Consider the following 20,597-nt stretch of genomic DNA (forward strand, 5'->3'; position numbering starts at 1 on the left):
ATGAAAGCCCGACATAATATTGCCCTGATAATGGCGACAGCCTCTGGTCTGTCTTTAATGGTCTCTGCCCATGCGGCGCCACCCGATAATCAATTTATTATTCAGCAGCAGCGCCAGAGAGCATTAGAGGAGCAATTAACCCCGCCGGTCCCGGATGTGCGCCTTTCAGAACCGTCATCCGGTTCTGGCAACATTGCCTTCCCGACCGAAACGCCCTGTTTTCTGATTAACCGCGTCGAGCTGAGCGGCGAGGAGGCCCTGCCCCACTGGGTGCCGTTGCAGCGTATTGCGGACCAGGCGCAGGGGCGCTGTCTGGGCGGCAAGGGCATTAACCTGCTGATGAGCACCCTGCAGAACCGCATCGTCGACCACGGCTGGATCACCACCCGCGTGCTGGCCCCGTCGCAGGATCTGAAGAGCGGCACCCTGAAGCTGGCCATCGTGCCGGGCACTATCCGCCACGTGAAGCTGACCGAAGAGAGCGACGACTATATTCAGCTCTATAGCGCCTTCCCGGCGCACGAGGGCAACCTGCTGGATCTGCGCGATATTGAGCAGGGGCTGGAAAACCTACAGCGTCTGCCAACGGTTGAGGCCAGTATGGAGCTGCTGCCGGGGGAAAACCCGGGCGAGAGCGACGTGGTCATCACCCGCAAGCAGAGCAAAATGTGGCGTATCGGCCTGTCGCTGGACGATGCCGGGACCGAAACCACCGGGCGCTACCAGGGCGGCGTGACGCTGTCGCTGGATAACCCCTTCTCGCTGAGCGATCTGCTCTATGTCTCTGCCAGCCACGATCTGAACGACAAGGGCGGCAAAGGGAGTAAAAACGTCACCGCCCACTACTCGGTGCCGTTTGGCTACTGGATGCTGGGCGTCACCGGCAGCGACTACGACTACCACCAGACCGTCGCCGGGCTGAACGAGGATTATCGCTACAGCGGTAAAAGTAAAAACCTCGACATTCAGCTCAGCCGGGTGCTGCACCGCAGCGGCTCACAAAAAACCACCTTCTCTTACGACGTGCTGGCGCGGGAGACCCGCAACTATATCGACGATACGGAAGTGGGCGTCCAGCGCCGTCAGACCGCGGGCTGGCGCATCGGGCTGGATCATCGCCACTACATCGGCCAGGCGACGCTGGATGCGGGCATCAGCTATCAGCGCGGCACCCGCTGGTTCGGTGCCCGGCCTGCGCCGGAAGAGTACTGGGGCGATGCCACCGCGCTTGGCAAAATTACCCTGCTGAGCGCCCAGCTCGATCTGCCGTTTGCCATCGGTACGCAAAACTTCCGCTACAACGTGCAGTACCTGCGTCAGATCAGCAACACGCCGCTGACGCCGCAGGATCAGTTCGCCATCGGCAACCGCTGGACGGTGCGCGGTTTTGACGGTGAGCGCACCCTCAGCGCCAGCCACGGCTGGTACGTGCGTAACGATGTGGCCTGGCGCACGCCGCTGCCGAACCAGGAGTTCTATCTGGGCGCCGACTACGGCGAAGTGGGCGGCTACAGTTCCGATCTCCAGGTGGGTAAACATCTGGCGGGCGGCGTAGCGGGCCTGCGCGGCAACGCCTTTAACACCGGCTACGACCTGTTCGCCGGGACGCCATTCTCGAAGCCTGACGGCTTTGAAACCAGCGATCTGACGCTCGGCTTTAACCTCAACTGGAGCTGGTAATGCGCGTCGGAGATCTGGATATCAAAGCGCCGCTGATCCTCGGCGGTGAGGAGAGCGAGGCCGAAGTGCTGGGCGCCACCGTCTGGCTGTGGATGCACTCCCCGATGCACCGGGACGCCCCCCTGCACGCCCTGCCCACCCTGCTGCTGCCGATCATCAAGCGCCGCCAGTACGTGCTGGTGAGCGAAAACGACCGCCCGGTCTTTTTCCTCAGTTGGGCCTGGCTGAACGAGGAGGCGGAAGTCCGCTACCTCACCCGCCCCGCCATCGAGATGCGAGAGGCGGACTGGGACTGCGGGGATCGGATCTGGTTCTGCGACTGGATCGCCCCCTTCGGCCATACCGCCGCGATGTATAACCTGATGCGTCGCGATATCTTCCCCGACCACGTCTGCCGCGCGCTGTATCACCGCGGCGCGGCGCGTGGCAAGCTCGTAATGCTGTTCCACGGCAGCCGCGTCAGCCGTCAACACGCCAGAGAGTGGCAACAGAATCACCCGCTCATCGTGAGCCTGCCGGAAGCGTTTAAAGGAATGAACCATGAATAAGAACCTGTACCGAATTGTCTTTAACAAAGCGCGCGGCATGCTGATGGTGGTGGCGGATATCGCCCGCTCCGGCCGCGCCGGTTCGTCCCGTTCTTCCGGCATTGGCCATACCCACAGCCAGCTTATCGGCAAGGTGAGCGCCTTAAGCTTTAGCCTGTGGCTGGCGATGGGAGCCGTGCAGACGGCGCAGGCCGCTATCGTGGCCGACGCCGGTGCGCCAAAAAACCAGCAGCCAACGGTCATCAACAGCGCCAACGGCACGCCGCAGGTCAATATCCAGACGCCATCTACTGCGGGGGTGTCACGTAACAACTACACCCAGTTCGACGTGGAGAGCAAAGGGGCGATCCTCAACAACTCGCACAAAAACGTGCAGACCAACATTGGCGGCATGGTGGCGGGCAACCCGTGGCTGGCGAAAGGCGAAGCTAAAGTGATCCTCAACGAGGTGAGCTCCCGCGACCCGAGCAAGCTGAACGGCATGATCGAAGTGGCGGGTAAAAAAGCCCAGGTAGTGATCGCCAACCCGTCAGGCATTACCTGTAGCGGCTGCGGCTTTATCAACGCCAACCGCGCCACCCTCACCACCGGCCAGCCGCAGATGAAAGACGGCGCGCTGACCGGGTTTAACGTCGAGCGCGGCGAAGTGGTGGTCGAAGGCGCGGGGATGGACACCTCCGGCGCGGATTACACCGACATCATCGCCCGCTCGGTGAAGGTTAATGCCGGGCTATGGGCCAACGATCTGAAGGTCACCACCGGGCGCAACAAGGTGGATGCCGCCCACGAGACGATCGAAAAAGGCAGCGACGATCCTGCCACCCGCCCGCAGCTGGCGGTGGACGTGGCCAGCCTCGGCGGCATGTACGCAGGCAAAATCCGCATGGTCGGCACCGAGAGCGGCGTCGGGGTACGTAACGCCGGGACCCTTGGTGCCCAGGCGGGCAGCGTGACGATCTCCGCTGACGGCCGCATCGAGAACAGCGGTTCCCTGCGCGCTGGCGACAGTGCCAGCCTGCAAACCGCAGGGGAAGTGAACAACAGCGGCGTGATGACCGCCGCGAATAACGTCCGGGTGAGCGCGGCCAGCTTCACCGGCAGTCAGCAGAGCGTGCTGGCCGCCGGGGTGAAAAGCGACGGCAAGCTCGCCGATGCAGGGGATCTGGAAATCAGCACCCGCGGCCAGCTAAGCGCCCACGGGCAAACCCTGGCGGGCGGCAATCTCAGTGCCAGCGGCCAGGGGGTGGACGTCAGCGGCAGCCAGACCCAGGGCAAACGCGTGCTGCTGGACGGCGGCGCGGAAGGCGTGAGCACCGCCAGCGCGAAGGTCAACGCCAGCGAACTGACTGTGCGTACCGGCAAAATGCTCAATAACAACGGCGGCACGCTGGGGGCGGAGACCATCAGCCTCAGCGCCCACGACCTCAGCAACCAGAAAGGCAACATCGTGCAGCGCGGCGGCAGCACCCTGGCGGTAGACCTGCCAGGCGCCCTCAATAACCAGCAGGGGCAGATTGGCGCGGCGAACGGCGTGCAGCTTAAGGCCGGGACCCTCGACAACACCGCCGGGCAGATCGTGGCGGTAGCGGGCAACACCCGGCTCGAGGCCGGGAGCGTAAACAATCAGCAGGGGTTGATCTCAGCTAGCGCGGGTGACGGCGAGATTGCCAGCCAGCAGGCGGTGAACAACGCCAAAGGCCGCATTGAGGCGGCGAAAACCCAGCGCATAAGCGCCGCAAGCCTCGACAACCAGCAGGGGGTGATTGTCGCCGACGGCGCAACCCTGGCCCTCAACGGCGGCGCCCTGGATAACCGCGACGGCGCCCTGCTCTCTCAGGGCTCCCTTAATCTTGAGAGCGGCGCGCTGAATAACCAGCGCGGCTTCCTGGCGAGCGAGGGCGATTTTAGCCTGAGCGCGGGGGCTATCGACAACACCGACGGGCAGATTGGTGCGAACCGGACGTTGACCGCCGGGTTCGACACCCTCGCCAATAACGGCGGCGCGCTGAAGTCGGTCGGGGCTATGACCCTCAGCGGCGGCCTGCTTGATAACAGCCAGGGGACTACCTTCTCCGGCGAAAGCCTGAATTTCAACGGCGGCACGCTGAACAATACGTCCGGGCAGCTTGCTGCGACAGGGAGCCTGTCACTGGGCACCTCGCAGCTCATCAATAATAAAGGCGTGCTGCAGGGCGACGGCGTGGCTGTCACCTCTGGCACGCTGGATAATAGCGCGGGCACCCTGAACAGCCTGGGGGCGCTGAACCTCTCAGCGGACAACGTGAATAACCAGGCCGGCACCCTGGCGGCCAGCGGCGCGGCGGAGATCGCCGCCACCAGCCTGGATAACCGCAACAATGGACGCATCATTGGCGAGGCCGATACCGCCCTGCATACCGGTAACCTGCAAAACGGCGGCGGAGAGATCCAGTCGGTGGGCGACCTGCTGCTCGACAGCGCCCAGGGTATGGTGGATAACGTCTCCGGGCTGATCCGCAGCGGCAAAAGCGTGACCCTCACTGCCCTGGAATTTGTTAACACCAGTACGCTCGGCGAGAACCAGGGGCTGGAGGGCCAGAGCCTGGCGCTGAACACCGGGAGTCTGGATAACCAGCGCGGCAGTATCCTGGCGAATAACACCCTGAGCATCAATAACAGCGGCGTGCTGAACAACGGCGCGGGGGTGCTGGCCTCGGGTGATACCCTGGATCTCAGCGGTAGCGCCCTGAATCTGCTGAACGCGGACGGCACCCTGAAAGCGGGTAAAGCGCTGCGCGTGGAGGCTCAGTCTCTGGATGCCAGCGGCCAGCTGCTGTCGCTGGGGGATATGACGCTTCACAGCACCCGCGGCGTGAACAACAGCGGCACTACCCTCGCCAACGGCAACCTGACGTTCACCACCGATGGCGATCTCACCAACAGCGGCCAGCTAATGGCGGGCAGCGCCCTCAACGTGCAGAGCGCGAATCTTAATAACCTCGCCAGCGGTGAAATCAACGCCGGCAGCACCACCCTGACGGCCCGCGGCACGGTACGCAACACCGGCCTGATCGACGGGATCGCCACCCGCATCAACGCCAACACCCTGACCAACACCGGCACCGGGCGGATTTATGGCGATGCGGTGGGGGTAAATGTGGGTACCTTTAACAACCTCGCCGAAAACGGCACCGCAGCGACGCTGGCCGGGCGCGAGCGCGTCAACCTCGGCGTGCAGACCCTGAACAACGCCGATCACGGCCTGATCTACAGTGCGGGCAGCATGAGCATCGGCGGCGCGCTGGATGATAACGGCGCCGTCACTGGCCGCGCCGCGACCATTAACAACCACAGCTCGACCATTGAATCCGCCGGGGATATGGCGATTGCCGCCGGGCAGATCAATAACATCAACGACCACTTCTCCACCGAGGTGGTGCGGGTGTCGCAGGAAGAGCTCACCGACTATCAGCACACGGGCTCAACCAACCGCTGGAGTTCGACAGAAAAAGGCGTCTGGGTGGATGACAACTCTTCCGACGGACTGCGTAACCTGAATACGCCAGAAGACAGCGGCGCAAATAACGACAACTTCAACCAGTACGACTACACCCGCACCATTGACGAAACGCGCATCAAAGAGAGCGACCCGGCGAAGATCCTCGCCGGGGGCAACCTGCTGCTGACCGGTGACAAACTGTTTAACGACAAGAGCCAGGTGATTGCAGGCGGCACCCTGGCAATCGACCAGCTGGGCAGCGTGCAGAACGAGGACGTGCCCGGCAAGCGTTACACCACCGATGAGGGCACCGTCACCCACTACTACCGTATTCGCCACAAAGGCGACGATGAGCAAGGGCGCGACCGCACGGCATACACCCCGCCCACCACCATTCAGGACATCTCCCTGAAGCCGGGCCAGCTGATCAGCAACGGCAGCGTCGAGGGCAGCAATCTCAGCATCACTCCGCTGGTACTACAGGGAACGGACGTGACCATTGGCCAGGCCGCCGGGGTGAAACCCGCCCCGCAGCAGACCGTTTCGCCGGGCGAGCCGGTGACCCCACCTGCCGGACAGCAGTTTGAAGTGACCCCGGCCGACGGTGCGATCCGCATTATCGGCCCCAACACCACCCTGCCGGACAACAGCCTGTTCAAGGTGAACCCGTCGGCGGAGGTGCCGTACCTGGTGGAGACCGATCCGCGCTTCACTAACGAGCGCCAGTGGCTCGGCAGCGACTATATGCAGGACGCCTTTACCGCCGATGGCGACAACACGCTGAAACGGCTGGGGGATGGCTACTACGAGCAGCGCCTGATCCGCGAGCAGGTGATTGGCATCACCGGCCAGCGCTACCTGGATGGCTACAGCAACGACGAAGAGCAGTACAAGGCGCTGATGGATCGCGGCATCACCTTCGGCAAGCAGTACGACCTGAAGATTGGCGTGGCGCTGACGCCAGAGCAGATGGCGCTGCTGACCGGGGATATCGTCTGGCTGGTCAACACCCGGGTGAAGATGCCGGACGGCTCCACCGAGAACGTGCTGGTGCCGCAGGTCTACGCCAAAGTGAAACCGGGTGATATCGACGGCTCTGGCGCGCTGATTGCCGGGAACAACGTCTCCATCAAGCTTAACGGCGACCTGTTTAACCGTGGCACCCTTGCCGGGCGCAAAGTCCTGCAACTGGACGCCGACAACATCACCAACCAGACCGGGACGATTCAGGGGGCGGACGTCAACCTCAACGCGCGCACCGATATCAACAATATCGGCGGTGCCATCGTGGGTGACAACAGCGTGCTGGCCAGCGCCGGACGCGACATCAACCTCACCAGCACCACCCTCAGCGCCGACAGCGTGAACGGCGAGAACCGCTTCGCCCGCACCACCATCAACAGCGTTTCCGGCATCTACGTCCAGGGCGACGACGGCAAACTGGCGTTGCAGTCCGGGCGGGATATCACCCTGACCGGCGCACAGGTGATCGCCAGCGGCGAGAACGGCAAAGCGCAGCTGGTGGCCGGGCGGGATATGACCCTCAACGATCTTCAGACCGCCAGCCGCGATAGCCTGGTGTGGGATGGCGACAACAGCCTGAAACAGGGGCAGAACAACAGCGTGGGCAGCGAGGTGACCGGCAAAGGCGACGTGACCCTGGCCGCCGGGAATGACCTCAACGCCCGCGCCGCCGCCCTCTCCGCCGGGCAGGCGCTGAACGTCAGCGCCGGGAATAACCTGACCCTGACGGCAGGCGAAAACAGCCAGGATCTGGACGAACGGCATAAAGTGGTGGGCGGTAACGGCTGGCTGTCAAAAACCACCACCACCACCCGCGACCAGATCGCCCGTCAGACGGTGCAGAGCAGCGAGCTGAACGGCGACACTGTTAACCTCACCGCCGGAAACGATCTCACCGTGCGCGGCAGTAACGTGGCGGGCACGGGGGATGTGGCCCTGCTGGCAGGCAACAACCTGAGCGTGGAGACCCAGGCCGAACGCAATAACGAGCTGCACCAGAAGCAGGAGAAAAAATCGGGGCTGCTGAGCTCGGGCGGGATCGGCTTTAGCGTCGGTACCCGGAGCATCAAAACCACCGACACCGGCGCGGACGCGACCCAGGCGGGCAGCACCGTCGGCAGCGTCGACGGCGACCTGACCCTGCGGGCGGGGGAGCGCCTGACGGTAAGCGGCTCCGATCTGGTGGCGGGTCAGGACATGACGCTGACCGGTAAAAACGTCGACATCACGGCGGTGAACAACCGCAGCCAGCAAACTCATGAGGTGGAACAGAAAACCTCCGGCCTGACCCTGGCGCTCTCCGGCACCGTCGGCAGCGCACTGAACAGCGCCGTTGAGGCCTCCCAGCAGGCGAAATCCTCCGGCAGCGGCCGCCTGCAGGCGTTGCAGGGCGTGAAGGCCGCGCTCTCCGGCGTGCAGGCTGCCCAGGCCGCACGCATGGACCAGGCGCTGGGGGCAGACAAATCAAACACCAATACCGTGGGCATCAGCCTCTCTTACGGCAGCCAGTCGTCGAAATCGACCCAATACAGCGAGCAGAACACCGCCCAGGGCAGCACGCTTAACGCCGGGCGCGATCTCAGCGTTGTCGCCACCGGCAGCGGCGCGCGTGGCGTGGACGGCGATCTGACCGTGGAAGGCAGCCAGCTGAAAGCGGGCAACGATCTCACCCTCGCCGCCAACCGCGATCTGTATCTGCGCTCGGCGCAAAACACCCAGCTGCTGGACGGCAAAAACGAGAGCAAGGGCGGCAGCGTCGGGGTGGGCATCGGATACGGCTCCGGCGGCGCGGGCATCAACATCTCCGCCAGCGTCAACCGCGGCAAGGGTAACGAGAGCGGTAACGGCACCACTCACAGTGAGACCACCGTGGACGCGGGCCGCCAGGTGAATATCCTGACCGGACGTGACGCCACCCTGACCGGGGCGCAGGTGAGCGGCGAAACGGTAAGAGCGGATATTGGCCGCAACCTGACCCTCACCTCCGAGCAGGACAGCGATCGCTACGACTCGAAGCAGCAGAACGCCAGCGCGGGGGGCAGCTTCAGCATCGGCTCTATGACTGGTTCGGCCAGCGTCAACCTCAGCCGCGACAAGATGCACAGCAACTACGACTCTGTCGTGGAGCAGACCGGGATCTTCGCCGGCAAAGGCGGCTACGACGTTACCGTGGGCGAGCATACCCAGCTCAACGGGGCGGTGATTGGCTCTACGGCTACCGCCGATAAAAACCGTCTCGATACCGGCACCATTGGCTTTAGCGATATCGAAAACCGCGCCGACTTCGAGGTGGAACACCAGAGCGTGGGCATGAGCACCGGGGGCAGCATCGGCAGCCAGTTTGCCGGGAATATGGCGAACGGCCTGCTGGTGGGGGCGAACCGCGACGGGCATGACAGCAGTACCACGCACGCGGCAGTATCGGACGGCACTCTGATTGTCCGCGACCAGGATCGTCAGGTTCAGGATGTCAATCAGCTCAGCCGCGACGTGGAACACGCCAACCAGACCCTCTCCCCTATCTTCGACAAAGAGAAAGAGCAGGAGCGGCTGCAGCAGGCGCAGCTCATCGGTGAGATTGGCAATCAGGTGGCGGATATTGCCCGCACCGAGGGGAGCATCCGCGCCACCAACGCGGCGAAAGAGAAGCTGAATAACGTCAACGCGCAGGATCTGCAGGAGGCAAAAGCGGCGTGGGAGAAAGCCAATCCGGGCAAAACCGCGACTCTTGAAGACATTAACAGCCAGATCTACCAGACGGCGTATAACGACGCGCTCAGTGCCTCCGGCTTTGGCACCGGCGGGCAGTATCAGCAGGCGATTCAGGCGGCGACGGCAGCGGTTCAGGGGCTGGCCGGGAGCGATCTCAGTGCCGCTCTCGCGGGCGGTGCTGCGCCATACGTGGCGGAGGTGATTGGTCACTACAGCGGTCTGAACGACGCGGGCAAAGTCGCCGCCCACGCGGTGGTCAACGCCGCGCTGGCCGCCGCCCAGGGGCAGGACGCGCTGGCGGGTGCCGCCGGTGCCGCCACAGGCGAGCTGGTGGGGATGATCGCCACCGAGATGTACGGGAAACCGGCCGACGAGCTGGACGAAACGCAGAAGCAGACGGTCTCTGCGCTGGCGACGCTGGCGGCGGGGCTTTCCGGCGGCCTGGTGGGCGACAGCTCTGCGTCTGCTGTGGCGGGGGCGCAGGCGGGTAAAACGACGGTTGAGAATAATTTCCTTGGTTCTACATCTTCAGACAAACTTGACAAAGCCGTTGAGAAAATTAAGAACGGTGATAAGTCATTAGCAACTGCCAATGAGCTAATCAAGCTGGAAAATGCCGACAAACGTAGCGATGCACTGGTTTCTAAATTTACTAAAGATCCATCACAGATGAGCAGCAATGAACGGGCTGAATTGGCAGGTTACTTACGTGTTTACGCATCAGAGATGGAGAGGGAATACGGTTCTGCTGTTTCGCAAGAACTGGTCAAAGGTTTGCTCTCCGGACAGGATTACATGAAACGTAACCCTGACTCTGAGGCCATGTCTAAGGCTCAGACAATCATGAATACCTGGGGCTACCATAAATCGAATGCCAGCATTGGCGACGCACCTGTCATGTTCGGGGGCAGCGTGCTGGGCATTACTGTGAAAGGTATGGCCGCTAATGCTGCAATTGGTATTGGAGTAAATACGGGTGTGCAACTGGCAGGAAAGGATCCTTTCAGTTATGTGGACGCAATCATGGCGGGAGTAACAGCCGCAGCAACAACGGGGAAAGGTATTCTGGTTTCAACTCCTATAAATATGGGTGGTGCGGCAATAGGTAGTAGTATTAAAGGTGAAGATCCAACTAACTCAACTATTGGCGCCGGAGTTGGCTCTCTATTTGGTGGTGGTATTGGCAAAGTGGCAACCGAGCAGCTAAAACCTGTTATAAAAGAAGGTAGTGCTGAAATAATTGGAGCAGCTACGGGGGCCACTGTGGGAGAGGTTTCCGGCAATAAAGTTAAAGATAAACTTGACAATGCAGGAAAGAAAAATGGAAAAAATTAACATTAAGGATTTGGTTAAACTGGTTTGCATATGTGTAAGCATATTGTTTATTGCGGTAGTCATCGGCTATCTAATCGTTTCAGTAATCGTTTATTTTAAAATAAATGTATTTGAGTTCGATTGGAGAGAAGCTTTCAGTGATGCCTTAAGGAAAGGTATCGCTGGCGGCTTAATACTTGCTTTCGGCATCTGGATTAAAGCCAGGTTACAAGAGCGTAAAAAGAAAAAAAGAAGCAGATAAATAAGCCAACAACAATCTCAGCCAGCAGACTGGGATTGTTGTTGATAATAGCGCCCCTGGCGACATCGCCACGGGGTAAGTGCCCGGTAAACCCACCGAGCAAATGGCCGAAGAACAGGTGAAGGTATTGACTATCGAGAAAACGACGCTAATCGTAGAGAAAATGCAACGCATGGCTACTTTATTAGAATTAGGGGGTTATGCCGAATGGTCAGTAGTATTTGTAAACTGGCTAAAAAATATGAGCTGGAACCTGATGATACCAAACACATTTTTCTCAATCTCTATGGTGGAATGGGATCTCTAAACGATCTCGTACTGTATAGAAACGGAAAGGTTTTGATGAGTGAGAACGATGAACTCGATCAGCTCAGACGCGACCTGTTTAACCTTCTTTCCTGAACAAAAATTAAGGTAAGGTGATTATGGCTGGAAGGTTGTATTTGGATGTGAATTCGCTCTGTCCCGATGACGTGGCCAGGATGATGTAAATTATTTCTGCTTCCTGAACAATGAACGAAACGATTATCGACGGTGACGACAGGGGCCTTTAAATGACGAATAAATCAGTTAACCAATTACGGGCAGGATTAGATCTCTACCAGTCAAACGGCTATGTCGAATCTAATTCATTTAACGATCCGAATGATGATGCTCTGGAATATCTGGGCATGCTGCTCGTGGAAGAACAACCCACGGCGCTAAAGTATTGCCAGAGATTTTTGCTGCAGTCCCAGGCCAATGATGAACTAAAATCAGCCGCACTTGATTTCTTACTACTGTCCAGTGAATGGAGTTTCGCGTATCAGTATCTTTATAGCCAGGCGGAAAGACTTTCTATCCCGGAACTTGAAAAGGCGTTTTTTTATTTTTATTGTGATAAAAACGAAGCCGCACCTTATCCCGTTCCCGAAGGGCTATTCACTAAATTGTTAGCACGATACGAAGTTGTTAAGAATGAGCCCGATGCTTATTTTTACCATCTTCATGAAGCCTATAATGACTTTGTTGAAACACTTTCTGATACGCGGAATTGACTTTAAATTGCCTGGCACTTTGTTAGCGGAATTTTGGCTATAAATTTGTTCTTTAACAAACAAGATATATTATAGTTGAGAAGCACACGCCAGATGGGGTTATAAAATGACAGTGGAATGGGCTAGTTTTATAGATGTTCTTGGTGAAAGGGAAGATTCTATTGGAGTTATCAACCTGTGTCATGCTATCGGTGAATCCCCGGTTATATCAGCTGATGCTGGCGAATATAAAGATCCGGATGGAAAAACGAAGTATTATAAATTTTACCACTCGGGTATCGAGATGGGGTTTCGGAAAAACTGCTTAAGTCATATTCATTTTTACTTTGGCAATGAAGATGAATATTCACCGTTTACTGGTAATTTCACCCCTGGAATTGAAGCGGGAATGGACAGAGCATACATTACAAAATTGCTTGGAAAACCCACTTTGGTTGGCGAAGGCAAAATCGACATGCTCCTTGGATGGATTAATGGATGGTCAAAGTATGATTACGGGAACCACTCAGTACATATTCAGTACACGGAGCATAATCATCTGTGTCACGCAACGTTAATTAAAAATTAAAACACAATGATTTGTAACGATTTTAATCAAATTTTAGCCCGAATCGGTGTATAGCGATTACGGGCACAAATATTGCCCTCTTTGAGCAAATTTATCTGTCAGGAGGAATGATGCGCGAATCCCAGGATATTTATAATGACATTGGTTCAGTACTGCTCTCGATCGCACCTGATACTGCGGAAAAAATCATTCTGTGTGCCACGTTAGATCCGGAAAGTGACTGTGGTGAGTTTACTTATAACTATATAGATAAACAGGGTAACCAGCACTGGATCACTGAAACCGCAGATGCCAGTGCAAGACTTTTAGATCTTTTAGTCGAACTAAGAAATTTCTTTGTTGATAACTTTAAATCACAAGAAAAGCCATTCTGGCATGGGTGTGAAGTAACGGTAAACATTGAAACACTGAAAATAAATATCGACTTCAAGTATGAGAGTTAATAAACAGTCTCTCGCCCCTGCCGGCGGGATGTTGGGTTTACGTTAGTAATAAGGGGAAAGGGTCTATGACTCACTCGCATCATTTGATTAAAATTATCGCTGATATGACCATTTTTCTTGAATTCACTGACGACCATTCGCTCAATCCAGATGCCGCTGTGGAAATGATGGAACGTATTGCCGCCGAGCTTCAGCGACTAACGGACGCTGAGAAAGCGAGAGTTATCGATTCCTTTACAGAGATTGCGAAAGCGTATCGGGGGGATGAGTCCGACTTTGTCAAAGATCTGCCCGATACCTTTGGTTTGCGTTGACCAGTCGTTGTCAGTCAGGCGCGACAAGGAGAAAGAGCAGGAATGGCTCCCGGAGGCGCAGTTGATCGGCGAGACTGGTAATCGGGTGGCGGATATTGCCCGTATCGAGGGCAAAGCCGCCGCCCACGCGGTGGTCAACGCTGCGCTGGCGGCAGGCTTATCCGGTGGGTTGGTGGACGATAGCTCTGCTTCTGCACCCTATGCTGCAAAGACAGGATGGGCCTATTGCGGATAGTGACGCAAACTTTCCACAACGATAACAGCATAACTTCTGGTATAAATCGTGCACAACTCAACAGATGGCGCTCTGATTAGTGGAAGCAGCGAGCTAACGATTTCAAATAGGTGACGGTATGACTAACAGCCTGAATAATGTTATTGAAGAGTTAAAGGTTGTATCCGGGAACGAGAGAACTAATATTCCTTTGCCGGATGAAGCTCTTATTTCTAAATATGAAGAAGAGACAGGCTTTTCTTTTTCACCTGACTATAAGAAACTTCTTAAGGAAGCTGGCAATATCTATTATGGAACAATCGAATTGTTGTCTATCACAGAAGACAAAAAATTCTATGGCGAGTTATTAACGGCTATAAATGATGCAAAAGAAGTTGGAGTACCTGAATCGTGGTTACCGATATGTGAAGATAACGGTAGTTATTATTGTTTAGATCAACAAGGTCGTGTCCGATACTGGACTGGCGATGGTGATAGTGAAGAGCAGTGGCCTGATTTAGCCGCCTGGGTGAAAGATGTCTGGATCGATGGCAACTAAGGTAATTATTTTACCTGAAAATCCCTGGCACCATAAAAGATGATTTTTGGAGCACCTGTAGAAAAGGCTTATGGTTTGAGTGTTACGATGATCTTGCTCGTAACGCCCTCTTCTTCGCTGAAGATGTTTTTGGCGGTCAATTTTGTATAAAAGAAGATGGAATATACACATTCGATCCAGAGACAGGTGCTTTTGATTATCTTGCTCCAGATATCAATGAATGGTGTAAACATATTCTTGAAGACTATGAGGTATTAACGGGCTACCCACTGGCAAACGCATGGCAGAAGAAGTATGGTTCAATACCAGCGGGCTATCGCCTGGTTCCAAAAATTCCGTTTGTAGTGGGTGGCGAATATGAGCCAGATAATCTTTATTTAGAAAAATCGACAATAGCAATGAAAGCAAGAGCCACTATTGCATTGCAAATAAGAGATGTTCCTGATGGTAGCAACATCCAGTTAACGTTAAAATAGTGTGCAGTGAGGTTCAATAATATGTTAGTCAACATTGATGAAATACAAAAACAAGTTAATGAAATTATTTTGCGAGCAGGCTTTCCAAAACATTCAGTTAATCTGTGTTCTGCTCCCTATGGCGATGGCACTCCCTATATTTCATTCGAAAATAGTTCATATAACTATATTTACTCAGAAAGAGGGTATGAGTTCTCCCGAAAAGTCACGCACTCTTTAAACACGCTGCTTTATTGGATAATCTCCGAATTTGCCTATAAGATTGCATACCAGTATGAGTTAGATCACAGGGTTGAAGGCAGAGATGGACGCCGCATCGCTTTTCCAAAATTTATTGAAATAATGGCGAATATGAACCCAGCATGGGAGTTAAAAGCGCGAAATGAAATTCAAAATATTCTGGCTGAAGCACCCTTTGACGATAGCCTCTATACATAGTTGAGGGCAGCATCGCATCAGCACCGACGCAGAAGATGTCTGCTCATTTTGACAAGGTAATGGCTATCAATCACAGGGAGTCGCAAATGAAAATATTCCCCATCCTGTTCTGTTTCATGCTCAGCGGCTGTGTTGTTGGCAATATGGATTCAACCGACTATCAATACGTGCGCTATGCGCAAACGTTTCAGAAGCCAGGTGCTGGCGGTTACACCGATAATGAACAGCGTAAAGCCGATCTCTATAGCTGTGGCGTACCTAAAAATGCCAATCTTGATGATGGTAGCTGGAACGGTGGTAGCGCCCGCCCGGAGCAAACGCTTCAGGAGATCGTTGCCAGGAACGAAAAAATTTCAGGCTGTATGAAAAGTAAAGGCTACAAGGTGTACGGTTACGATGCGTGTGGCCCGCTTAAAGCGCCGACCGGCCTTTGCCCTAATTAATACGATTTGTCACCCCAGGATGAAAATATGCGCGAATCCCAGGCTATTTATAATGATATTGGCTCGGTCTTAGTTGCCGCAGCGCCCGATAACGCCGCAACCATCATCGTGCGTGCTGAGCTGTCGCCCGAAAATGATCACTGCAAATGTGAGTTTGATTAGGTGGACAGCACCTCAGGTGAGACAAACTGGTTTACTGCAGGCGCACAGGCCAATGCTGATTTGCTGGACCTTCTGGTTGAGCTGAGGACATTTTTTGTTAATAACATCTCCTCAAAACAGCCTTCGTTCTGGCATGCCTGCGAAATAACGGTCGATGTTGAAACGCTCAGAATCAAGATTGATTTTAAGTATGCTGATTAACAGATAATAATCTCGCACTAAATAAAACTTCAGGACAAATAAATGAGCGACTTAGACGATCTGCATAATAAAATTGGTCAATTACTGGTTGATGCCGGTCCTGCTGAGGCGAAGAAAATCATTGCTCGCGCAAAATTAGCCCAAGATGGCGAGTCCTGTGAATATGAATATGATTATGTTGATCAGCAGGATAACCTGGACTGGTTCGTGCCGGATAAGCTCGCCAGTTATCATCTTCGGCTCCTGTTAGTTAACCTGCGGGACTATTATATTCAGAATAATATGATGCAGGGTAAAGCGCCCTGGACAGGTTGCGATATCACCGTTGAAATACCCGCAGAGAAAATAAGCATCAGCTTTAAATATGACGCCCTACCAATATAGGGGAGGCAAATTCCAGGACTATTCCGGGCTTTAAGATTATTCCCTATTTCATCGCCTGCCAAAAAAACCAACAATTTTATCGCCTTAATTTGCAGTGGAATATCTCCAGCCTGACAGATGGGGATATATGGCATTACACATAAAAAATGACAACAAGGATTACGGAAAATGAAAAAACTCTCTCTGGCGGTATGCGTTGCGGCGAGTCTGTCAAGCGGGGCTGCTCTGGCGGATAATCAGACTGTTTCTGTGGGTTATGCGCAGAGTAACGTTGAAGACTTCAAAAATATCCGCGGCGTGAACGTTCAGTATCGCTACGAGTGGGATTCCCCGGTCAGCCTGATGGGTTCATTCACCTATATGAGCGGCGATCAGGACGAGCATTATTATCTCTTCTCTGACTCCGTTAAAAACCACGTCGAAGTGAAATATTACTCCCTGATGGCAGGCCCGGCATATCGCCTGAATGATTTCGTTTCCCTGTATGCGCTGGGCGGCGTGGCACGCGTGAAAGCAGACGGCCACACCACCTGGGTGAACGGCGGCGACAACTATACCCAGCGTGACGGCATCGATGAGAAATCCACCTCTTTCGCTTACGGCGCGGGCGTACAGTTCAACCCAACGCCTGAGCTGGCGATCCACGTCGGTTACGAAGGCACCACTGCCGACCTGGGTGATGATTACGGGATCGACGGCTGGAATGTGGGCGTAGGTTACCGTTTTTAATTGGTGCGGCCTGATGCCGGGTGGCGGCGATGCCTTACCCGGCCTACGGTCCGGTGCGGTTGTGCCGGGTGGCGGCGATGCCTTACCCGGCCTACGGTCTGAAGGTTTTGCAGGCCCGGCAAGCACAGCGCCGCCGGGCGTTACAAACCGCACTGTGCCTGCATAATATGCGCAATAAATTGGGTTAACTTCGGCAACGGACGTAGATCCTGACGCCATAACAGGTGCACCGGTCGGGGTTGTGGTGTGTAACCTTCTAAAACACGTATCAGCCGTCCATTCGCCAGCTCATCCGCCACCAGCACCTCCGGTTGCAACAGCAATCCCGCGCCGGCAATCGCCGCCATCCGCAGACCGTAGCCATCGTTACAGCGCAGGATCGCATCGCGCTTCCAGCGCACCTCCCCTTCCACTCCCGGCAGCCGCCACTCGTTGCGCGCGGTCCAGACGGTATGAGAGAGACAAAGATGCTCCACCAGATCGTCCGGCGTTTGCGGCGTGCCGTGGCGGGCTAAATAGTCCGGGGCAGCGCAGATCACCATCCGGTACGGGCAGAGGTATTTTGCCACCAGATCCTCGGTTTGGATGTCGCCAATGCGGATCGCGAGGTCCACCCCCTCCTCCACCAGATCGACCATCCGGTTAGTGAGATCCAGCTCGACGCGCACCTCCGGGAAACGCTGCAAAAAGGTGGCAGTCAGCGGGGCAATCACGCACCCGCCGAACGAGGTGGGCGCAGTCACCCGCAGCGTGCCCGCGGGCGCGGTACGCAGACGCTCCACCGAACGTTCAGCGATGGCGACCTGCTCGATAACCCGCTTTGCCTCTTCGAACCAGACCCGCCCGGCGTCAGTCAGGCTCTGGCGGCGGGTATTGCGCTCCAGCAGCCGGGTGCCAAGCTGCGCCTCCAGCCAGGCGATATACTTCCCGACCATCACCGCCGACATCTCCAGCCGGGCGGCGGCACCGGTAAAGCTGCCGCTCTCCACCACCGCGATAAAAGTCTCCATGCCGCGAAGCTTATCCATATTGCAAACCTCTGGTTAATAATGATCTAACTTTAGCCCAGTTTATCCGTTCTCTGGTTTGTTAAACAATCAAGGCTCACAACACAGAGGAGTCGGCTATGAAAATCGTCATTATTGGTGCCAGCGGTACGGTCGGTCAGGCCGTTACAGAAGAGCTGAGTCGTCGTCATGAAGTCATTCGCGTGGGTCGCACGAAAGGCGATCATCAGGTAGATATCACCTCCCAGGCCAGCGTCCAGGCGCTGTTCGAAAAGATCGGTCCGGTGGATGCGATTGTCTCCGCCAGCGGCGGGCTGCACTTTGGCCCTCTGTCGACCATGACCGACAGCGAGTTTAACCAGGGATTGCAGGACAAATTGCTGGGCCAGGTGCGGCTGGCGCTCACCGGGCAGCACTATCTGAATGAGGGCGGGTCGATCACTTTGATCAGCGGCATCGTCGCCCACGAGCCTATCGCCCAGGGGGTGAATGCCACCACGGTAAACGTCGCGCTGGAAGGCTTTGTCCGCGCCGCCGCCTGCGAACTGCCGCGCGGGATCCGCATCAACCTGATTAGCCCGACGGTACTCACCGAATCGGCTGAAGCCTACGACGGTTTCTTCCCGGGCTTCGAAAGCGTGCCCGCCGCAACGGTCGCCCAGGCCTATCGCCGCAGCGTGGAAGGGGTACAGAGCGGACGGGTGTATCAGGTAGGGTATTGATGGTAACCGGGGCGAGTCGGCCTCGCCCCGTTCAGGTTCAGAGCCTGCGGCGGATTTTTTCCACCATCGCCGCGGTGGAGATCCCGTAGCGGTCGTGCAGGGTCGGCAGCGCTCCGGCGTCGAGGAAGGCGTCCGGCAGCGCGACGGTATCAAAATCGACCTGCACCCGGTTGCGCATCAGCAGTGACGCCACCGCCTCGCACAGGCCACCCACGCTGCTGTGGTTTTCCGCCACTACCACCAGCCTGCCCGGCTTCGCCGCCTGCGCCAGAATGGTCTCCTCGTCCAGCGGCTTGATGGTGGGCGAGTGGAGCACCGCCACGCTGATGTTATCCTTACGCAGCTGCTTCGCCGCTTCCAGCGCCCGCATGGTCATCAGGCCGGAGGCGATAATCAGCACATCGCTCCCCTCCTCCAGCAGCGCGGCTTTGCCGATTTTGAACTGGTAGTTGTACTGGTCCAGCACCACCGGCACCTTGCCGCGCAGCAGGCGCATATAGACCGGGCCATCGTGCTCTGCCATGGCCGGTACCGCCTGCTCGGTGTCTATCGCATCACAGGGATCGATAATCGTCATGCCCGGAATGCCACGCATAATGGCGAGATCTTCCGTCGCCTGATGGCTGGGGCCGTAACCGGTGGTCAGCCCTGGCAGCGCGGCGCAGATCTTCACGTTCAGGTGCTCTTCGGCAATCACCTGATGAATAAAGTCATAGGCGCGGCGGGTGGCAAACACCGCGTAGGTGGTGGCGAAGGGGATAAAGCCCTCTTTCGCCATCCCGCCCGCGGCGCCCATCAGCAGTTGCTCCGCCATCCCCATCTGGAAGAAGCGCTCGGGGTGCGCCTGGGCAAAGATATGCAGGTCGGTATATTTTGAGAGATCCGCCGTCATGCCGACGATCTCCGGGCGCTGCTCCGCCAGCTTCACCAGCGCGTGGCCGAACGGCGCGGCGCGGGTCTCCTGCCCCTCTTCGGCAATAGAGGCGATCATCGCCGAGGTGGTTAAACGCGGTTTTTTCTCGGTGGTCTGGCTCATCACTGCACTCCTTCCGGTTTGTTCGCGTCCAGCACCGCGAGCGCTTTTTGCCACTCGTCAGCATCCACGCGGATAAAATGGTTCTTGTCGCGCTGCTCAAGGAAAGGCACCCCCTTGCCCATCAGGGTGTCGCAGAGAATGACGCGGGGCTGATTCTCCGGATAGCGCTTCGCGTTATCGAACGCCGCCACCAGCGCCGGCGCGTCGTTGCCGTTGACCCGCTGCACGTACCAGCCAAACGAGGTCCACTTATCTTCCAGCGGCTCAAAGCCGAGGATTTTGTGGGAGTTGCCGTCGGCCTGCTGGCGGTTGATATCCACCAGCACGATCAGGTTCGACAGGCCGTGGTGGGCGGCGGACATCGCCGCTTCCCAGGTGGAGCCTTCGTCCAGCTCGCCGTCGGACATGGAGTTCACCACCCAGGCATCACTCCCCTTGTGCTTCAGTCCCAGGGCCATGCCCACGCCGATGCTCAGGCCCTGCCCCAGCGAGCCGCCGGAGATCTCCATGCCCGGTGTGTAGGTAGCCATGCCGGACATCGGCAGGCGGCTGTCGTCGGCGCCGTAGGTCTCCAGCTCCTCTTCGGGAATAATGCCCGCCTCGATCAGCGCCGCGTAGCAGGCGATGGCGTAGTGGCCGTGGGAGAGCAGGAAGCGGTCGCGCCCTTCCCACTCCGGCTCGTCGGGCTTAAAGGTCATGCCGTGGGCAAAGGCGGTAGCCAGCACGTCGGCGTAGCCCAGCGCCTGGCCGATATAGCCCTGCCCCTGCACTTCGCCCATCCGCAGGGCATAGCGGCGGATGCGCCACGCGGCGGCAGCGACCTGTTGAATCGTGGTATCAGTCATAA

The 20,597-nt window shown here is 56.8% G+C and carries 22 protein-coding genes; 19 read left to right on the top strand and 3 right to left on the bottom strand.

Features of this window, described 5'->3' with window-relative positions; translation table 11 throughout:
* Window positions 1-30: 30 nt before the first annotated feature.
* The 18 genes from GNG29_RS17765 (at window position 31) to GNG29_RS17840 (ending at window position 16,985) form a co-directional block, all read left to right on the top strand.
* Window positions 31-1,680 carry a ShlB/FhaC/HecB family hemolysin secretion/activation protein gene (locus GNG29_RS17765; protein ID WP_231736664.1) on the top strand — a complete coding sequence of 550 codons (1,650 nt, stop codon included), beginning with the start codon at window positions 31-33 and terminating at the stop codon, window positions 1,678-1,680.
* Complete coding sequence (locus tag GNG29_RS17770; RefSeq protein ID WP_156655129.1) at window positions 1,680-2,228, top strand: toxin-activating lysine-acyltransferase; 549 nt, start codon at window positions 1,680-1,682, stop codon at window positions 2,226-2,228. The genes GNG29_RS17765 and GNG29_RS17770 overlap by 1 nt, the downstream gene beginning before the upstream one ends.
* On the top strand, window positions 2,221-10,776 hold the full coding sequence (locus GNG29_RS17775) for a hemagglutinin repeat-containing protein (protein WP_156655130.1): 8,556 nt from the start codon (window positions 2,221-2,223) through the stop codon (window positions 10,774-10,776). The genes GNG29_RS17770 and GNG29_RS17775 overlap by 8 nt, the downstream gene beginning before the upstream one ends.
* Window positions 10,763-11,017, top strand: coding sequence for a hypothetical protein (locus GNG29_RS17780; RefSeq protein WP_103180829.1), 255 nt, complete (start codon window positions 10,763-10,765; stop codon window positions 11,015-11,017). Before GNG29_RS17775 ends, GNG29_RS17780 begins: the two co-directional genes overlap by 14 nt.
* A 103-nt stretch (window positions 11,018-11,120) precedes the next feature.
* On the top strand, window positions 11,121-11,324 hold the full coding sequence (locus tag GNG29_RS17785) for a hypothetical protein (protein ID WP_103180830.1): 204 nt from the start codon (window positions 11,121-11,123) through the stop codon (window positions 11,322-11,324).
* Window positions 11,264-11,419 (top strand): DUF6966 domain-containing protein, encoded by a 156-nt coding sequence (locus GNG29_RS23540; protein WP_371816560.1) that lies wholly within the window; start codon window positions 11,264-11,266, stop codon window positions 11,417-11,419. The genes GNG29_RS17785 and GNG29_RS23540 overlap by 61 nt, the downstream gene beginning before the upstream one ends.
* Window positions 11,420-11,571: 152 nt before the next feature.
* The gene (locus GNG29_RS17790; RefSeq protein WP_156655131.1) at window positions 11,572-12,054 is read left to right on the top strand and encodes a hypothetical protein; all 483 of its coding nucleotides are present in this window, start codon (window positions 11,572-11,574) and stop codon (window positions 12,052-12,054) included.
* A gap of 106 nt (window positions 12,055-12,160) precedes the next feature.
* Entirely contained in the window at window positions 12,161-12,622 is a 462-nt protein-coding gene (locus tag GNG29_RS17795) for a hypothetical protein (protein WP_156655132.1), read from the top strand.
* 107 nt (window positions 12,623-12,729) lie between these two features.
* Window positions 12,730-13,065, top strand: coding sequence for an immunity protein YezG family protein (locus GNG29_RS17800; protein ID WP_231736546.1), 336 nt, complete (start codon window positions 12,730-12,732; stop codon window positions 13,063-13,065).
* A 65-nt stretch (window positions 13,066-13,130) separates the two neighbouring features.
* On the top strand, window positions 13,131-13,379 hold the full coding sequence (locus GNG29_RS17805; RefSeq protein ID WP_103180834.1) for a hypothetical protein: 249 nt from the start codon (window positions 13,131-13,133) through the stop codon (window positions 13,377-13,379).
* Window positions 13,380-13,386: 7 nt separating this feature from the next.
* Window positions 13,387-13,614, top strand: a complete 228-nt coding sequence (locus tag GNG29_RS17810; protein WP_156655133.1) for a hypothetical protein — start codon at window positions 13,387-13,389, stop codon at window positions 13,612-13,614.
* A 118-nt stretch (window positions 13,615-13,732) separates the two neighbouring features.
* Window positions 13,733-14,152 (top strand): SMI1/KNR4 family protein, encoded by a 420-nt coding sequence (locus GNG29_RS17815; protein WP_103822619.1) that lies wholly within the window; start codon window positions 13,733-13,735, stop codon window positions 14,150-14,152.
* 497 nt (window positions 14,153-14,649) lie between these two features.
* Entirely contained in the window at window positions 14,650-15,066 is a 417-nt protein-coding gene (locus GNG29_RS17820) for an Imm63 family immunity protein (protein WP_168192034.1), read from the top strand.
* 35 nt (window positions 15,067-15,101) lie between these two features.
* Window positions 15,102-15,509: a hypothetical protein gene (locus GNG29_RS17825; protein ID WP_231736549.1), complete on the top strand. Its 408-nt coding sequence runs from the start codon at window positions 15,102-15,104 to the stop codon at window positions 15,507-15,509.
* A 27-nt stretch (window positions 15,510-15,536) separates the two neighbouring features.
* The gene (locus tag GNG29_RS23455) at window positions 15,537-15,671 is read left to right on the top strand and encodes a hypothetical protein (protein WP_259935557.1); all 135 of its coding nucleotides are present in this window, start codon (window positions 15,537-15,539) and stop codon (window positions 15,669-15,671) included.
* Window positions 15,672-15,872: a hypothetical protein gene (locus GNG29_RS23420; RefSeq protein ID WP_231736552.1), complete on the top strand. Its 201-nt coding sequence runs from the start codon at window positions 15,672-15,674 to the stop codon at window positions 15,870-15,872.
* Window positions 15,873-15,914: 42 nt separating this feature from the next.
* Window positions 15,915-16,256, top strand: coding sequence for a hypothetical protein (locus GNG29_RS17835; protein WP_156239645.1), 342 nt, complete (start codon window positions 15,915-15,917; stop codon window positions 16,254-16,256).
* Between the two features lie 168 nt (window positions 16,257-16,424).
* Complete coding sequence (locus tag GNG29_RS17840; protein ID WP_103180841.1) at window positions 16,425-16,985, top strand: Ail/Lom family outer membrane beta-barrel protein; 561 nt, start codon at window positions 16,425-16,427, stop codon at window positions 16,983-16,985.
* Window positions 16,986-17,125: 140 nt separating this feature from the next.
* Here the strand turns inward: GNG29_RS17840 and GNG29_RS17845 are convergent, their stop codons facing one another.
* Window positions 17,126-18,013 carry a LysR family transcriptional regulator gene (locus GNG29_RS17845; protein WP_156655135.1) on the bottom strand — a complete coding sequence of 296 codons (888 nt, stop codon included), beginning with the start codon at window positions 18,011-18,013 and terminating at the stop codon, window positions 17,126-17,128.
* A 98-nt stretch (window positions 18,014-18,111) separates the two neighbouring features.
* On the opposite strand from GNG29_RS17845, the gene GNG29_RS17850 reads away from it, so the two are divergent.
* The gene (locus GNG29_RS17850) at window positions 18,112-18,714 is read left to right on the top strand and encodes a short chain dehydrogenase (RefSeq protein WP_103180843.1); all 603 of its coding nucleotides are present in this window, start codon (window positions 18,112-18,114) and stop codon (window positions 18,712-18,714) included.
* 37 nt (window positions 18,715-18,751) lie between these two features.
* On the opposite strand, the gene GNG29_RS17855 is transcribed toward GNG29_RS17850, so the two are convergent.
* Window positions 18,752-19,750, bottom strand: coding sequence for a transketolase family protein (locus GNG29_RS17855; RefSeq protein ID WP_103180844.1), 999 nt, complete (start codon window positions 19,748-19,750; stop codon window positions 18,752-18,754).
* Window positions 19,750-20,595 carry a transketolase gene (locus tag GNG29_RS17860; protein WP_156655136.1) on the bottom strand — a complete coding sequence of 282 codons (846 nt, stop codon included), beginning with the start codon at window positions 20,593-20,595 and terminating at the stop codon, window positions 19,750-19,752. The genes GNG29_RS17855 and GNG29_RS17860 overlap by 1 nt, the downstream gene beginning before the upstream one ends.
* Window positions 20,596-20,597 lie beyond the last annotated feature (2 nt).

Source organism: Leclercia sp. Colony189 (genome assembly GCF_009740165.1).
Classification (GTDB): domain Bacteria; phylum Pseudomonadota; class Gammaproteobacteria; order Enterobacterales; family Enterobacteriaceae; genus Enterobacter.

Bases quoted from the DNA above. Each gene is read 5' to 3' on its own strand.
- GNG29_RS17795 (WP_156655132.1), top strand. From the start codon at position 12,161: ATGACAGTGGAATGGGCTAGTTTTATAGATGTTCTTGGTGAAAGGGAA.
- GNG29_RS17840 (WP_103180841.1), top strand. From the start codon at position 16,425: ATGAAAAAACTCTCTCTGGCGGTATGCGTTGCGGCGAGTCTGTCAAGC.
- GNG29_RS17790 (WP_156655131.1), top strand. From the start codon at position 11,572: ATGACGAATAAATCAGTTAACCAATTACGGGCAGGATTAGATCTCTAC.
- GNG29_RS17825 (WP_231736549.1), top strand. From the start codon at position 15,102: ATGTCTGCTCATTTTGACAAGGTAATGGCTATCAATCACAGGGAGTCG.
- GNG29_RS17835 (WP_156239645.1), top strand. From the start codon at position 15,915: ATGAGCGACTTAGACGATCTGCATAATAAAATTGGTCAATTACTGGTT.
- GNG29_RS17845 (WP_156655135.1), bottom strand. From the start codon at position 18,013: ATGGATAAGCTTCGCGGCATGGAGACTTTTATCGCGGTGGTGGAGAGC.
- GNG29_RS23455 (WP_259935557.1), top strand. From the start codon at position 15,537: ATGCGCGAATCCCAGGCTATTTATAATGATATTGGCTCGGTCTTAGTT.
- GNG29_RS17850 (WP_103180843.1), top strand. From the start codon at position 18,112: ATGAAAATCGTCATTATTGGTGCCAGCGGTACGGTCGGTCAGGCCGTT.
- GNG29_RS17820 (WP_168192034.1), top strand. From the start codon at position 14,650: ATGTTAGTCAACATTGATGAAATACAAAAACAAGTTAATGAAATTATT.
- GNG29_RS17770 (WP_156655129.1), top strand. From the start codon at position 1,680: ATGCGCGTCGGAGATCTGGATATCAAAGCGCCGCTGATCCTCGGCGGT.
- GNG29_RS17765 (WP_231736664.1), top strand. From the start codon at position 31: ATGGCGACAGCCTCTGGTCTGTCTTTAATGGTCTCTGCCCATGCGGCG.
- GNG29_RS17785 (WP_103180830.1), top strand. From the start codon at position 11,121: ATGGCCGAAGAACAGGTGAAGGTATTGACTATCGAGAAAACGACGCTA.
- GNG29_RS17815 (WP_103822619.1), top strand. From the start codon at position 13,733: ATGACTAACAGCCTGAATAATGTTATTGAAGAGTTAAAGGTTGTATCC.
- GNG29_RS17780 (WP_103180829.1), top strand. From the start codon at position 10,763: ATGGAAAAAATTAACATTAAGGATTTGGTTAAACTGGTTTGCATATGT.
- GNG29_RS17855 (WP_103180844.1), bottom strand. From the start codon at position 19,750: ATGAGCCAGACCACCGAGAAAAAACCGCGTTTAACCACCTCGGCGATG.
- GNG29_RS17805 (WP_103180834.1), top strand. From the start codon at position 13,131: ATGACTCACTCGCATCATTTGATTAAAATTATCGCTGATATGACCATT.
- GNG29_RS17775 (WP_156655130.1), top strand. From the start codon at position 2,221: ATGAATAAGAACCTGTACCGAATTGTCTTTAACAAAGCGCGCGGCATG.
- GNG29_RS17860 (WP_156655136.1), bottom strand. From the start codon at position 20,595: ATGACTGATACCACGATTCAACAGGTCGCTGCCGCCGCGTGGCGCATC.
- GNG29_RS17800 (WP_231736546.1), top strand. From the start codon at position 12,730: ATGATGCGCGAATCCCAGGATATTTATAATGACATTGGTTCAGTACTG.